Origin of the sequence: Campylobacter concisus (assembly GCF_002913715.1) — a bacterium.
GTDB classification, from domain to species: domain Bacteria; phylum Campylobacterota; class Campylobacteria; order Campylobacterales; family Campylobacteraceae; genus Campylobacter_A; species Campylobacter_A concisus_AG.
Map to the genome: position 1 here is coordinate 420,069 of NZ_PPCE01000009.1, position 14,931 is coordinate 434,999.

The window sequence follows — 14,931 nt, forward strand, 5'->3', positions numbered from 1 at the left end:
CACGCTAAAACTAAAAACAAATTAAACTAAAATCTTTATAAAATTTTAAAGTTTCTGAAGAGTTCGTTTGTGAAAATTTATAGGATTTGGCGTTTTTTTATCTTTTGATGTTACAAAAACATCAAAGATCATGTTGCCAGTACTTGCGACTCCGTTTGTTCCTGGCATGATGGTCGGTGGAGTGCATATACCGATATCGCCAAAGTAAGTTATTTTTACTTTAAAGTCGAACATATCGTTAAATTCTCCATCTACTTTATCTAAGCATTTATTTGAGAAATTAGTTCTAAAAATTTCAAACATCGCATACTCTGCTGCTGCTTGAGCAACGAGTTGCGCTTGCTCTCTTAGATAAATTTCACTACTTTGTCTAGCTGATGTGCTAGCTATCGAAAGGGCAAGAGTGCTGATAGAAGCTGCCACAACTAGAAAAAATATCGCCGCTATTAATGTAAATCCTTTTCTCATTAATAAACTGCCTTTGACTTGCAAATGGTTATTTCTGATTTTTCTGCTTTAAGGCAAAGCTTTAGCGCGATGACACCATTTTTTTCTGTAAAGACAAATCTTGTTACGTGTTTAGCTAGCGTTGCACTTTCGGCTTTGATAGCCTTTGTAGATGTTGAGCTAAATTTTTTAAAGCTTTCATTTAGCCATGGCCTATAATTGTAGTAAATTTTAAGATCAAAAGAGCCGTTTTGTATATCCTCGGCACTTTGCTCAGCTGGTGCTATGGCAATGGCTGTGTAGGCTAGTTTATACTGCTCTGAAATTTTTTTATTTTTAAAGTCACTTGAAATCTTAAGCGTGTCGATTGATTGTATGCCTACTTTTGCGATGTCTAAGTGCCTTTGGTCTAAAATTTCTTGATAGCCAAAGCTGCTACCAACTCTATAAAGTATGCTAGAAAATATCGCTACTAAACCACCATTTTCATTATCGGCGTTTATGCACCTAGAGCCGCTATTTACATCTTCTTCATTGCTATCATTTTCGCAGGTTAAGTCCATTACGCCGTTTCTAAAAGCGTCATTAAATTTACTTCCAGGGCTTTTTAATCCATTTGCAATAGAGCTATTTGCAAGATCTACATATCCACTATATATACCTTCTTCAAAGATGGGATCTCCGTTAGTATCATCTCCTTTATATTCGTTGATGCCATCAAATAGCTCATAAGCAGCTGGGATAAATTCTAAAATTTCAAAGTCGCTACTTAAATTTACACCACTATCATTTAGAGCTAGGTAATCTCCATTTTTTTTCCTAGCGATAACGCTTTGTTTGATTCTGTGGCTAAGTAGCATTGAAATTTGTTCTAGAGCGATTTCGCTTTGTGTTTCTAGTTCGTTTATTACTTTGCTTTGAAAATAGTTTTGATATAAATTCATAAGCGTGTTAAAGCTCATAAGTGAGATAACGCCAAGTACGGTGATGACTATTATTAGCTCAATTAATGTAAAAGCTTTTTTTGTTTTTTTCATTTCCATTCTTTTACACTTAGAGTGCTACTTTCACCTATGTTAAAGGCATATCCATAAAGTACGCTTTTGCTCTCTTTTGTAGTTTTCATAGTCGTATCTAGCTTTATCTGTAAAACGTCACTATCGTTTAAAGGAGTGCTAACTACAAATTTATCAGCTCCATTTGTTATAGTTGGAGTCGTTTCTGTATCTATGATAAAGTCACGTTTGGTAGTGCTAGCAGTTGGCGAGATGGATTTTTGAGTATTGAAATTTTTGATAGACTTTACTTTAAAATTTACGCTTTTGATTGATTCTGGAAGCTTTGAATCACTAGGTCTTATGGCGCATGCAGATGAATTTTGTACCGGATACGCAAGTATCCTATGTCCTTCACCTTTTACACCGCTTTTTTCATAAAAATCCGGATTTGCCCCTTGGTCGCAGATAATAAGAGGAAAAATTATAGCCTCTTGAGTAGTTATAGAAGATGGCATGGTATTTTTACCTGCTATTAAGACTTGATCGCTAAATGGTGCTTTTAATATTAATGACATATAAGTTTTAGCATTCATTAGTCCTTCTTGCATTAAGGACTGCTCGCTTAAATTTGAAGTAGTTCTTACTGCTAGTGGCAAGCTTGCACTTACTATGGCTACTACAAGCACTGACAAGATAAGCTCTATCAATGAAAAGCCACCTCTTTTTACCACTCTATTCTCCTGTTTGTCTTGTCACTTATATCTAGGTTACTATCACTATTAGATTTTACTCCTATAAAACCTCCAACTGCGCCGCTTGTCTTATCCTCTATATTATTGCCCTTTAGGACTTTACCAGCCCATTCGCCATTTGGTACTAGAAAATTTAGATTGAAATTATTTGTTTCAGGTTTCTCATCAAATTCACTATAAAGAAGCCAACTAGGTGCTCTCATTTTAGCCACATCAGTAACTGCCGAAGGGTTTCTTATAAAAATTATTTGCTCGCCATTGCTTATGCTGCTTACATCATTTCTTAAAACAGTGCCGCTATAAGTGTTTGTAAAGCTAAAGTCATGATAGTTAAGTGCTCCTGCGCTATGTTTTGGATTGGTAGCCCAAAATGGTGCAGCTGGAAAGTCTTGCCATAGTTTGCCATTATCTTTCATATAGATATTTTTATTGCATCCATCGCAGTAGGCACCATAATAAATTTTGGCATAAAAACCGCTATAAAGCCCTTCATAAAATGGTGCATAAACCCTACCAAAGTAAAATTTTGCTGTCGTTTCTGTTGCTGGTTTTTCATATTTTTTTACTGTATCGGTGCTGTCTGACATACCGCTAAAGCTAAAATCATTACTTGAAATAGTAAAAGGATTTTTAGCATGATTTACTTTTCTTTCGAAATTAAAATACACTTCACCTTTGCCTACGCCATTTAAAAAAGTATTTTTCTCTACATAAAATGTTGATTTTGTAGCACTTGGATCTATTGCTTTTCTAGTGTTTGAGCCAGGAATTTCAAAAAATAAAATTTCTTCATTTGCTTTTGCTAATGTGCCGGCATTGCCATCGTTATCTGTAAAATTTAAAGGAACTCTATCTAGCTTTATATCAAAGTTCATATTTTTTGCATAGCAATCTTCATTATAAAGCTTTGCAGGGTCATCGTTAAACAGCCTAGCAGTTACTTCAAAGTCAAGCTTTGCTTTTTGTATGCCTTCATTATCAAGGTATGTTATATCGTTATCTTTTGTTATCTTTAACTTGCTTATTTGTATATCTTTTGGTCTAAATAAATAATCTCTATTGCCTTCTAGCTTTATACTACATCCGATCCTTCCTTCTTGAGCAGTGTCTTGTGATGGATCGTTGCTAATTGAGTTTTTTACACAATCATCAGCTCTTGATGGTGTATGTTGATCAGTTATTGTATAGTCTTTGTCTAATACATAAAAATATGTATCACCTATATCTGAGTAAGAAAAGCCAACAGGTCCACTTGATGTGTGACGGAAAATTTTACCCAATGCTTTATTTGGATCGTTAAAATCTACGCTTAGTTTGTTCTCGCTCTCTATAATGCTAGGATCGCAAGTCGCACTATATGCTGGTACAAGTTTTATCTCTCCATTTGAGCCACTTATGTTATTTATATAACCATTTGCTAAGCCACTATCAAGAGGTTTCATAGCCGCAAGAGCAATGTTGTTATAAGCTTTGCCGCCTATTAAAACATTGTTATTATTGATCGTATTCTTGTCAGTATCCCATAGCCTAAAGTGACTTGGTCTTATAGCAAAATCATCTAATTTTTCGCATTCAACCTTTGTAGTATTTGTTGCTGGATCAAGATGAGAAATTCTAAATTTTACGCTTTTATAGGCTCTATCAATACTAATGCCTGATAACAAAATATCAGTTACGCCATTAAATGTTATATCTTGTTCATATAAATTTGTTGGAGCACTGCAAGACTCAACCAACTCTACTTTTACATCTACTGGAGCATCTGGTACTTTTTTGTTGCCATCTGTATCATAGTTTGTGATATAGACATTAAATGGCGTAGAAACGATTTTGGTTAGAAGTCTATTTTTAAATTTAGTTTTAAAAGTTGCCGAGCCATCGTCTTGTCTATTGCTTGCGACGAAATTATTTGGACTGGCACTAACGCCTAAAGTAATGTTGTAATTTTGATTGCTACATCTTCTTATATATGTGTCATAGGGCTGTAAATTTATATCAGCATTTGCAACCGTTGCTTTGTAACTATTTGGCTCAAATTTAGACTTAAGGGTAGTTTCATATATGGCATAAGCGTAGTTGCCTTGATGAATTAGCATTTCTCCACCCTTATTTGCAGCAGCACCTTGTCCTAAATAAAAAGTTAAGTCATTTCCGCTTAATTGCTGCAGGCCTGTGTTGTCGTTATAGTGTACCTGTCCTGACATAGTAAGCAGATCACTGGGCCCTTGTGATGCTTTATCTGCGTATATGTAAGTTGAGTTTGGATTATAAATTTGGCTTGGATCTATTGTAGCTTTTAGTGCAAAGTCTTGGGCGGCTTCATTAGTATTGTTTGTAACTTCAACGAAAGTTTTTAAAATAGTATTTGCTGGCACTACTGTTGGGGTATTTTCTTGCACCTTTGTAAAAGTACTATCGCTAGGTTTTTTTGCATAAATATATTCCATATAGCAAACATCTGGTTTATATATACGAGAAGAAAAGCCTACCATGGCCAAATTTATACGGTCAGCGCTTACAACATTAGCACTGCCTGAGCTTTTAATTGTTGTAACTGTAAATTTTATATCTGCTTCTTTTTGAGCATATGACATTTTGTCTGATATATCAAATATATCTAAGTCTGCTTGAGAGTGAAATTTTTTACCTGGATTTATAAGTTGTCCAAATTTTGTCATAGTTGAGTTAAACTGATCGCCTTGTGCGTTATATCCGCTGGTGATACTCTGATAGCTGCCACCTTTTTTTATCTTGATATCTTCACCTTTTGTTTCTGGCTTGCCGCCAAAGGAAAACATTGTGAGCGAAGCATCTATATTTCCTGCTTTTGGTGTGTAGATATTTTCAAATTTTACATCTATGGTTGAGCTTTTTACAGTACCAAATGGATCGCTTGACTTCATCCAGTCTGCTGCAAGTCTTTCTAGCCCATCAAATATACTAACAAGCTTTGGCTCTATATTGTTTGCTGCGGCAGTTTTATCATCAAAGTCATAAATGATAACCAAGCTCCAAGCTGCAAATTGTGGTGCGATGGATTGTATCCAGTAGCCATTTTGCCCTTGAACTGGTGAGAATAGTAGCGTGCCGTATGTTTTTTTTAGTTTTCTATTAGTAGAGTTGTTTACCTTATATGTGCCATCATTTGGGTCTATAAATTCATCACTAAAGGGAATCGTAGTGGATCTGATATTGCCAGCATAAAATGTCCTATCTGACTCACTAGTACCAAGAGAATCTCTAACTATATCTGTTACATCAGCACTTGCTACATATTGGTAGTTTATTCCAGCCTTTACATAGTAGCTATTAGACTCGTTTTGATTATATGATTCAAGAGTCATTGATTTTGGTTTATACTCACTAAATGAGCCAAACCAAAAGACATCTTTTGGATCAGCATCTATTGTGATCACACTCTTTCCAGGAGCTTTAAAATCAATCCTACTATATCCTTTTATGTAATTTAAAGCACTTACATATAAATTTGACCCAAGATTTTTTATTGCCCAGTTTTGATAAAGAGAGCCACCCCAGTAAAGCCTGGCATAGACTACGTTTTTACCTTTTAAATTATTTTTTATAAAGGTATTTTTCTCACTAAAATCAAACGTGGAAGAGGATGAATTTTTACAATAAGGATACTTGCTAGGATTATAAATATATGTTTTTTGGCAAAGTGTGTAATTGCTAGGCGAAAAATTACCAGTATCTAAAAATATTCTATCGGCTGTAGATGATGTTCTTGTTACGTTAGATGGATCTGGAACAAAATTATATCCAGCATATTGTGGAATCATAATAGTAGCACCAATGGTAGCTATATCTCCATTTACTCTGGTATTTAGATTTCCATTTATTGATCTTTGTCTTAAGCCTTTAGAGTGATCATCCCACATACCTATTAATGATCGTTTATTCCATGGAGAAAATTGCTCAACGTAAATATGATAGTGGTCTTGTGCTAAGCCTGAAGAAAAGCTATTGGTATCTATCGTCCAAGTTCTATCAGATTTTCTTATACAATGTGGGATATTTTTAGAAGAGTTGTCTTGGTACCCTTCAGCGTCTATAAAGCAAGAATAATTTGCTCCACTACAACCAATAGATGCTGCTTCTGCTGTCGTACAAGCTCTGGGTGCACAAAAACCAAATGTGACAATAAAACATAGTAAGTATGCTATCTTCACAACAAATCCTCTAAATAACAATAAAAAATCTATCCTTAGATTTTTAAAAGCTTTTAGCTACTATTTTTGTATAAAATTTTCTATCATTTCAGCTTGCCCGTACTGAGGATATTTGGCAATGTCTAAAACTACTTGAGATAAGGTCATATTGTCCATATTGCAAACGATAGGAGCTATAAAATTTACAGTTGATTTTTCAAGCGGGAGTGCAACAACGATAATGTTATAAATTCTAAGTTGAGAGCTTTCTTTAATCTCCATAAGATCTTCATAATAGCTTGGAATATCGAATTCGTAGCTTCTTAATGCAAAAGGATTTATCATTGTAAAAGATGTCTCATCATCTTTGCTTGCTAGCTTAACAAAAAATTTATCAAGTTCAATTAACTCCATCGTTTTGATATGCTCAAAGCCTAAAATAGGGCTTTTAACACTAAAAATCATACTAACTCCTGTTTTGTAAAATTGCCTTATTTTAGCATAGTTTTAAAAAATTTATACAAAAATAATAGCAAAAAATGTAGAATACGAGGATTTAAACTTTTTAAGGAAAAGCATGAAAAGATTTTCTAAATTTCTAGCAGTTGTAGCTCTTTTGGGGCTTTTTAGTGGTTGTGCTGAAAAATATACCGAGCTTTACAATCTAACTCCTGATGAGTGGTATGCTCAGGTTATAGCTGATATAAAAGACGGTGATCTTGAAGCGGCCGATAAACACTATGTTTCAATGGCAAGCGAACACGTAGCAAGTCCACTTTTGGAGCAAATTTTACTTATCCTTGCCCAAGCTCACGCAAATGACGAAGAGTATCTAATGGCAAATCACTATCTTGACGAGTATATCAAAAGATACGGCGACAACGGCCCAAAAACAGAATTTGCTCAGTATCTAAAGATAAAAGCAAATTTTGACTCATTTACTCAGCCAAACCGCAACCAAAAGCTTATGGAAGATAGCGTAACAGAGATCGAGAAATTTCTTTATATGTATCCAAATACTGAATATAAGCCACTTATTGAGACTATGCTTATCAAATTCAAACTCGCACTTTACTTCCTAGATATGCAAATAGCTGATCTTTACAATAGGACTGGTCGTGATGTTTCGGCTAAAATTTACGAGCAAAAACTTGAAGAGTCACCGTTTAGAAACTCAGATCTTATCAAGCCTGATGTAGCATGGTATAGAAAACTGTTTGAATAGGAGAAATTTTGCAAATAAACGAAAATAAAGGCTTCCCAACTGAAATTCCTATCATTGTTGAGGACGAGCTATTTTTATACCCATTTATGATAACTCCGCTTTTTTTAAGCGACGATGAAAATTTAAAGGCACTTGAACTTGCCATACAAGAAGAGACGCCGATCCTTGTCGTGCCTACAAAGCCTCAGCAAGACGGCGCTAGAGACTTTGATGGTATCTATGATGCTGGCGTTATTGGCACGATAATGCGCCGTGTGCCACTACCCGATGGACGCATGAAGGTGCTATTTCAGGGTATTGATAAAGGTAAAATTTCAAAGCAATCAGGCATAAATCCACTCCGCGGTATCGTTGATATGCTCCACGTAAAGCGCCCATCGCAGGTCAAAACTGACGCATTAATCGTAGTTTTAAGAGAAAAAGTAAGAGAGCTTTCGCAGTTTAGCCACTTTTTCCCGCCTGATCTTTTAAAAACGATCGAAGAGAGCGCTGAGGCGATCAGGGTTTGCGATCTCGTCTCAAGTGCACTTCGCTTAAAAAAACAGATCGCATATAGCTTTTTTGTCGAGGAAAATTTAGAGCAACGCCTACTAAAGCTCATCGACTATGTTATCGAAGAGATCGAGGCAAATAAGCTTCAAAAAGAGATAAAAAATAAAGTCCATTCAAAGATCGATAAGACAAACAAAGAGTACTTTTTAAAGGAGCAGTTAAAGCAAATCCAAGCTGAGCTTGGAGCGGATACGAGCCGTGAAGAGGAGCTTGAAGAGTACCGCAAAAAGCTTGATGCGAAGAAGAAATTTATGGCTGAGGACGCCTATAAAGAGATCAAAAAACAAATAGATAAGCTTAGTCGTATGCACCCAGACTCAGCTGACGCAAATACCTTGCAAAGCTACCTCGACTGGGTACTTGAAATTCCATTTGAAAACATAGCTAAGAAAAAGTCCTCTATCGCCGAAGTGAGCAAGCACCTAAATGCCGATCATTACAGCTTAGAGAAGCCAAAAGAGCGCATAGAGGAGTATTTTGCCTTGCGTGAACTTTTGGAGCTTAGAGGTGTTGGCGAAAAGGTAAATAATGGCGCTATTTTATGCTTTGCAGGCCCTCCAGGCGTGGGTAAAACCAGCCTTGCAAACTCGATCGCAAAGGCGCTAAAGCGTGAACTGGTTAGGATCGCTCTTGGTGGACTTGAGGATGTAAACGAGCTAAGAGGCCACCGCCGCACCTACATAGGCGCTATGCCAGGCCGCATCGTGCAAGGGCTCATAGAAGCCAAGCAGATGAATCCAGTGGTTGTTTTAGACGAGATCGACAAGGTTGGCAGAAGCTACAGAGGTGATCCGACCGCTGTTTTACTTGAGATTTTAGACCCAGAGCAAAATAATAAATTTAGAGATTACTACTTAAATTTCAACATCGATCTTAGCAAGATCATCTTCATCGCTACAGCAAATGATGTGAGCATGATACCAGCTGCACTTCGTGACAGGATGGAGTTTATTGAGCTTAGCTCATACACTCCACAAGAGAAATTTGAGATCGCTAAAAAATATCTCTTGCCTCAGGAGCTTAAAAAGCACGGGCTAAAACCAAGCGATGTGAGCATCAGCAAAGAGGCACTTGAGCTAATTATCAGCGACTACACAAGAGAGAGTGGTGTGAGAAATTTACGCCGCAGGATCGCTGATATACTAAGAAAAGTCGCCAAAAACATCCTCACCAAAAAGAATGAGGGCAAGATCAGCGTCACGGCTAAAAATTTGAAAGAATTTTTAGAGAAAAAGGTTTATGAGATCGAGCCAGCGGATAAAAAAGATCAGATAGGTCTAGTAAATGGCCTCGCGTGGACTAGTGTCGGTGGTGACGTGCTAAGGATCGAGGCTATCAGGATCCAGGGTAAAGGCAGTATGCAGATCACCGGTCAGCTAGGTGACGTGATGAAGGAGAGCGCTCAGATCGCATTTAGTGTTGTTAAAGTGCTAATAGACAACAAAAAAATAAAAGTACCGATGACTATCGTGCCAAAACTAGATGACGATAAGCGTAAGCTTGAAGCTAGCGATGTTTATAGACGCTACGATCTTCACTTGCACGTGCCAGAGGGTGCTGTACCAAAAGACGGCCCAAGTGCTGGCATCACGATGGCAACCGCGATCGCATCGATACTAACTGATACAAAGGTAAGACACGACATCGCAATGACTGGCGAGATCACGCTAACTGGCAGGGTTTTACCTATTGGCGGACTAAAAGAAAAGCTTATAGCCGCTCACAAAGCTGGCATCAAAACAGCTCTGATACCTCGTAAAAATTATGACCGCGACCTTGTCGATATCCCAGCCGAAGTAAAAGCTGATATGAAGATCATCGCCGTAGATACGATCGATGATGTGCTAAAAAATGCTCTTGTAGCTAAAAAATAATCCTTTTTCTGGCCTCACATCTCACTTGGGGCTAGGAAATTTATAAAATTTTTACGATTCTAGAATCCAAACAAAAAGCCATATAACGTATAAAGACAATTAATAATTTAAACATTATAAGCACATGCAGCACACTAGAGAAAAATAAATTTTAAAATTTCATGAATGAGTAATTTCGGTTCTAAAATTTGAGCTAAGCGGTAAGCGAATTTAGATTTTAGTTCTTGCGAGTGAATGAAATTTTAAAATTTGTAAAGATGGCTTGATTAAATTTGTAAATTACTTTTTATTCAAAAGAGAGACAATGTGGCTTGAATTACGAGGCTGTCCTCTTATCTTCCTTTTTAAATCCGCTAGATCCATCACGTTCAAGGTGCATTCAATGGCTCTAAAGCACTGCATGTGTTTCAAATGCTCTGATAAATTTTAGAAATGTTCGCTTGTAAATTTTAAAATTTGCCGGACTTTTATTTTGCTGTAAATTTTTAGCTATTTATGCTTTGCTTCATGCTCTAAAAGCCAGATTTTAGTTGGCAAGCCATCTCCACCCGAGTAGCCGCCAAGCCCACTGCTAGCTAGCACTCTGTGACAAGGGACGATGATAGGCACTGGATTTTTAGCATTGGCTGATCCTGTTGCTCGGTAGGCATTTTTGTGGCCTGCGGCAAGTGCAAGGGCTGCGTATGTGGTCGTTTCTCCGTATGGTACTTTTTGTAAAGCCTCGTAAATTTTTGCTCTAAAATTAGTTGTTTTTATATCAAGTTTTATGCTAAAAGTTTTAAGCCTGCCTTCAAAATACCCTTTTAACTCATCAAGACAAAGCTTTAAATTTTCATCTTTTACTGAAATTTTTTCAAATTTATCTACAAAATTTATCTCACAAATTCCATTTTCGCTAGCGATGATCTCCAAAATTCCGATAGGCGATTTTAGGTAAGCTTTTGACATATTTGCTCCTTGAAATTTGAAAATTTGGACAAATTTTACTTTAGTTTGTTTTGCTTTTTGATAAAATGCAAGCAAAACTAGCGATTTTAGACTAAAAATAACGAGCAAAAACCACAAAGGAATTTCATGAGCTTTTTTACCGACTACGAAAAACATGTGAGCGAGCGAGAAAAAGAGGGCGTGCCACCGCTTGCGCTAAATGCCAAGCAAACAAGCGAAATTTGCGAGCTAATAAAACTTGCCAGCAAGTCTAGTTGCGACGAAAAGGCACAAAGCGAGCTAAAATTTCTTATAAATTTGCTTGAAACTCGTATCAATCCAGGCGTTGATGATGCAGCGAAGATAAAGGCAGCATTTCTTGGTGAAGTAATAGACGGGCTTGCTGTTAACGGCCTTGACGCGATGCGTGCTATTAAAATTTTAGGCAAGATGCTTGGTGGATATAACGTGGAAATTTTGGTGCGATCTCTAAAAAATAGCGATGAAAATATCGCACATGCTGCGGCAAATGAGCTAAAAAATATCATCCTAGTTCATGAATATTTTGACGAGATAGTAAAACTAAGTAGCAACAATAAATTTGCAAAAGAGGTGCTTGTTTCTTGGGCAAATGCAGAGTGGTTTACGCATAAAAAGCCAATCGAAACCTGTATAAACGCAGTCGTTTTTAAAGTACCAGGTGAGACAAATACTGATGACCTAAGTCCAGCGAGCGAGGCCTACACAAGGGCTGACATACCACTTCACGCAAAAGCAATGCTTGTTAAAAAGATGCCTGAGGGTTTAGAAATTTTAAAAGAACTTAAAACTCGTGGTAAAAAAGTGGCGTATGTTGGTGACGTGGTTGGCACTGGCAGCAGCAGAAAGAGCGGTATAAACTCGATCCAGTGGCACCTTGGCGATGAGATCGAGGGCGTGCCAAACAAAAAAACGGGCGGTGTGGCGATAGGCACGACCATAGCTCCTATATTTTTTAATACCGCTGAAGATAGTGGCGCACTGCCGATAGTTGCAAACGTAAATGAGCTAGAAATGGGCGATGAGATAGAAATTTATCCATTTGAAGGCGAAATTTATAAGCTTATTGGCAGCGAGAAAAAGCTCGTGGCAAATTTTAAACTTAGCCCAAACACCCTAAGCGACGAGATAAGAGCGGGTGGCAGGATACCACTTATGATAGGACGTCAAGTGACAAAAAAGGCCAGAGAGGCCTTGGGGCTTGGTGAGGAGCAGATCTTCATAAAGCCAGATCAGCCAAAAGAGCTAGGCGGTGGCTATACACTCGCTCAAAAGATGGTTGGCAAGGCTTGTGGCAAGGCTGGCGTGAGAGCTGGTGCATACGTGGAGCCAGAAATTTTAACTGTTGGCTCGCAAGATACGACTGGGCCGATGACTAGAGATGAGGTTAAAGAGCTTGCTAGCCTTAGTTTTGGCGCGGATTTTGTTTTGCAAAGCTTTTGCCATACGGCCGCTTATCCAAAGCCAAGCGATCTTGTGATGCATGAGAGCTTACCAAAATTTATAAATTTACGTGGCGGTGTGAGTCTAAAACCAGGCGATGGCGTCATCCACTCTTGGCTAAACCGCATGGTACTGCCTGATACGGTGGGCACTGGCGGAGATAGTCACACGAGATTTCCTATTGGTATCAGCTTTCCAGCGGGCAGCGGCCTAGTGGCGTTTGCAGCGGTGCTTGGCATGATGCCGCTAAATATGCCAGAGTCGGTTTTAATCAAATTTAAAGGCGAGCTAAAAGAGGGCGTGACACTTCGCGATCTTGTCAATGCGATACCTTATTTTGCGATTAAAAAAGGGCTTTTAAGCGTTGAAAAGAAAAATAAAAAGAACATTTTTGCGGGTAAAATTTTAGAGATCGAGGGGTTAGAGAGCTTAAAAGTAGAGCAGGCATTTGAGCTAAGCGATGCTTCGGCTGAGCGCTCGGCAGCGGCTTGCGTGGTAAATTTAAGCGTTGATAGCGTTGTGGAGTATGTTCGATCAAACGTTGCGCTAATTGATGCGATGATAAAAGCTGGTTACGAGAGCCGCGAGACTCTGCTTAGACGAAAAGAAAAAATGCAAAAGTGGCTTGAAAATCCAACTCTTTTAAGAGCCGACAAGGACGCAAGCTATACTGAAATTTTGGAGATTGATCTAGCTCAGATAGATGAGCCGATTTTGGCTTGTCCAAATGACCCAGACGATGTGGCAACGCTAAGTGAAATTTTAGCTGATAATAAAAGAGTGCATAAAATAGATGAAGTTTTTGTGGGAAGCTGTATGACAAATATCGGCCATTACAGAGCACTAGCTAGAATTTTGGAGCGTGAGAGCAAGCTTACAACTAGGCTTTGGATAGCACCGCCGACAAAGATGGATAAAAGTACACTTGAAGATGAAGGCGTTTATGAAATTTTTAAAAGATTAAACGCAAGGACGGAGGTGCCAGGCTGCTCGCTTTGTATGGGTAATCAAGCAAGAGTTAATGACAATGCCGTTGTCTTTTCTACCTCAACCAGAAATTTTGATAACAGAATGGGTATGGGTGCGAAGGTCTATCTAGGAAGTGCCGAGCTAGCCGCTGTTTGTGCGCTATTTGGGCGTTTACCAAGTGTAGATGAATATAAAAAGATAGTAAAAGATAGTCTTAGCTTAAATAAAGATGAAATTTATAAATATCTAAATTTTAATGAAATAAGCGAGTTTAGCATATAAATTTGTTACAATATCGCGAAATTTGAAGGAGCTTTGATGAAAAAAGTAGTTTTTTTTCTCTTTTTTAGCGTTTGTTCTTTTATAAATTTACACGCTTTAGAGTGCAGTGATCTTGCCAAAAAAGAGAGCTTTAAAACTACTCCAAACGATCTTGCTTACGCGAATGAGAGACTATTTTACTGTGATGGTTCGCTTTTAAATTTAAAAGAGGTAAAAGAGCTTTTTGATGCGAGTGTGGCTGTGAGAAGTGAGTCTCAAAGCTGCGTTGGCGATAGAGTTTATAAAGAAAATTTAAACAAGCTTAGATGGCTTTTGCTAAAAGCATCATTTGCTCCCGAGTTTTATCAAAAAGAGCTTGCAAAGCCAGAGGTTGCTGAGAGCGAAAAAGATGCTAGAATGGAGTATCTTAGATACTGGGCAAACGAGAGCTTATTTAATTTTTTAAAATATAAAAAATTTATCGAAGCTTACAAAAACGCTCAAACTCCGCTTGTAAAATTTTATGAAAGCCTTGGACTTGATACGCCAAGTGCCGCTTACTACGCAACTAGCGTGGTAAATGAGTTTTTGACTTTTGGTGTCGGTAAAAGTGTAAATAAAGCTAAAATTTTAACACCTGAGCAAAATATGATGGCTCAAAGGATAAATTCCGATGAGCTAGCAAATTTGCTCTACTCGAAAAATTTCAGTACCGCTGAGCTTACAAATTTACTTAATATCGCGCTTTTAAACGAAAAAAGTAGCGATATGATAAAAGAGATCATAAGGCGTGGGGCCGATGTGAATTTGGGCGATGAGACGCCTCTATTTTTTGCTTTAAAAAATATAGAAAATGTAAAAATTTTACTTGCAAATAAAGCCGATGTAAATCACAAAAATTTCTTTGGAAAAAGTGTACTTTTTTATGCTGTGCAGTTTAGCGATAAGCCACTTTGTGAGCTTTTGCTAAAAAATGGTGCCAATGCCAACGAGAGCTACATAGATGAAAATACCAAGATGAATATGATAAATTTGGGTATGACGCAAGTTGAAGATACATGCGGTCTAGAACATACAAATAGAAGCGTTTTTATGCATGCAGCAGCTCATGCAACGCCAGAAATTTTAAAACTTTTGATAGATAACGGCGCTGATATCAATGCCACTGATGACGCTGGATTTAACGCGCTTGACTATGCCATGAAAGAACAAAACGAAAAAACGATCAAATTTTTAGAAAATTTGGGTTTAAAACCAAATTTCAATTAGGAAAAA

At 37.6% G+C, this 14,931-nt stretch carries 10 protein-coding genes; 4 read left to right on the forward strand and 6 right to left on the reverse strand.

The annotated features are described in order from the left end of the window. Window positions 1–45: 45 nt before the first annotated feature. Genes CYO92_RS06110 through fliW form a run of 5 tightly spaced genes read right to left on the reverse strand, consistent with a single transcriptional unit; the run spans window position 46 to window position 6,831 of the window. On the reverse strand, window positions 46–468 hold the full coding sequence (locus CYO92_RS06110; protein ID WP_103589064.1) for a hypothetical protein: 423 nt from the start codon (window positions 466–468) through the stop codon (window positions 46–48). After that, complete coding sequence (locus CYO92_RS06115; RefSeq protein ID WP_223315357.1) at window positions 468–1,484, reverse strand: type II secretion system protein; 1,017 nt, start codon at window positions 1,482–1,484, stop codon at window positions 468–470. The genes CYO92_RS06110 and CYO92_RS06115 overlap by 1 nt, the downstream gene beginning before the upstream one ends. After that, a complete protein-coding gene (locus CYO92_RS06120) occupies window positions 1,481–2,176 on the reverse strand; it encodes a type II secretion system protein (protein ID WP_103589066.1) in 696 nt (231 codons plus the stop codon). The genes CYO92_RS06115 and CYO92_RS06120 overlap by 4 nt, the downstream gene beginning before the upstream one ends. Beyond that, entirely contained in the window at window positions 2,170–6,387 is a 4,218-nt protein-coding gene (locus CYO92_RS06125) for a hypothetical protein (protein ID WP_141089766.1), read from the reverse strand. Before CYO92_RS06125 ends, CYO92_RS06120 begins: the two co-directional genes overlap by 7 nt. A 60-nt stretch (window positions 6,388–6,447) precedes the next feature. Further along, window positions 6,448–6,831 carry a flagellar assembly protein FliW gene (gene fliW, locus CYO92_RS06130; RefSeq protein ID WP_054196362.1) on the reverse strand — a complete coding sequence of 128 codons (384 nt, stop codon included), beginning with the start codon at window positions 6,829–6,831 and terminating at the stop codon, window positions 6,448–6,450. A gap of 112 nt (window positions 6,832–6,943) precedes the next feature. Here fliW and CYO92_RS06135 point away from each other — a divergent pair, with 112 nt between their 5' ends. Both CYO92_RS06135 and lon read left to right on the forward strand, forming a co-directional pair. Next, window positions 6,944–7,591, forward strand: coding sequence for an outer membrane protein assembly factor BamD (locus CYO92_RS06135; RefSeq protein ID WP_072594822.1), 648 nt, complete (start codon window positions 6,944–6,946; stop codon window positions 7,589–7,591). Between the two features lie 8 nt (window positions 7,592–7,599). Next, window positions 7,600–10,017: an endopeptidase La gene (gene lon / locus CYO92_RS06140; RefSeq protein ID WP_103589068.1), complete on the forward strand. Its 2,418-nt coding sequence runs from the start codon at window positions 7,600–7,602 to the stop codon at window positions 10,015–10,017. Between the two features lie 489 nt (window positions 10,018–10,506). On the opposite strand, the gene CYO92_RS06145 is transcribed toward lon, so the two are convergent. Next, window positions 10,507–10,965, reverse strand: coding sequence for a methylated-DNA--[protein]-cysteine S-methyltransferase (locus CYO92_RS06145; RefSeq protein WP_103589125.1), 459 nt, complete (start codon window positions 10,963–10,965; stop codon window positions 10,507–10,509). A gap of 126 nt (window positions 10,966–11,091) precedes the next feature. On the opposite strand from CYO92_RS06145, the gene CYO92_RS06150 reads away from it, so the two are divergent. After that, window positions 11,092–13,677 carry a bifunctional aconitate hydratase 2/2-methylisocitrate dehydratase gene (locus CYO92_RS06150; protein WP_103589069.1) on the forward strand — a complete coding sequence of 862 codons (2,586 nt, stop codon included), beginning with the start codon at window positions 11,092–11,094 and terminating at the stop codon, window positions 13,675–13,677. Window positions 13,678–13,713: 36 nt separating this feature from the next. Next, window positions 13,714–14,925 (forward strand): ankyrin repeat domain-containing protein, encoded by a 1,212-nt coding sequence (locus CYO92_RS06155; RefSeq protein ID WP_103589070.1) that lies wholly within the window; start codon window positions 13,714–13,716, stop codon window positions 14,923–14,925. Window positions 14,926–14,931: the final 6 nt, after the last annotated feature.

Bases quoted from the DNA above. Each gene is read 5' to 3' on its own strand.
- CYO92_RS06110 (WP_103589064.1), bottom strand. From the start codon at position 468: ATGAGAAAAGGATTTACATTAATAGCGGCGATATTTTTTCTAGTTGTG.
- CYO92_RS06115 (WP_223315357.1), bottom strand. From the start codon at position 1,484: ATGAAAAAAACAAAAAAAGCTTTTACATTAATTGAGCTAATAATAGTC.
- fliW (WP_054196362.1), bottom strand. From the start codon at position 6,831: ATGATTTTTAGTGTTAAAAGCCCTATTTTAGGCTTTGAGCATATCAAA.
- CYO92_RS06135 (WP_072594822.1), top strand. From the start codon at position 6,944: ATGAAAAGATTTTCTAAATTTCTAGCAGTTGTAGCTCTTTTGGGGCTT.
- CYO92_RS06145 (WP_103589125.1), bottom strand. From the start codon at position 10,965: ATGTCAAAAGCTTACCTAAAATCGCCTATCGGAATTTTGGAGATCATC.
- CYO92_RS06150 (WP_103589069.1), top strand. From the start codon at position 11,092: ATGAGCTTTTTTACCGACTACGAAAAACATGTGAGCGAGCGAGAAAAA.
- CYO92_RS06155 (WP_103589070.1), top strand. From the start codon at position 13,714: ATGAAAAAAGTAGTTTTTTTTCTCTTTTTTAGCGTTTGTTCTTTTATA.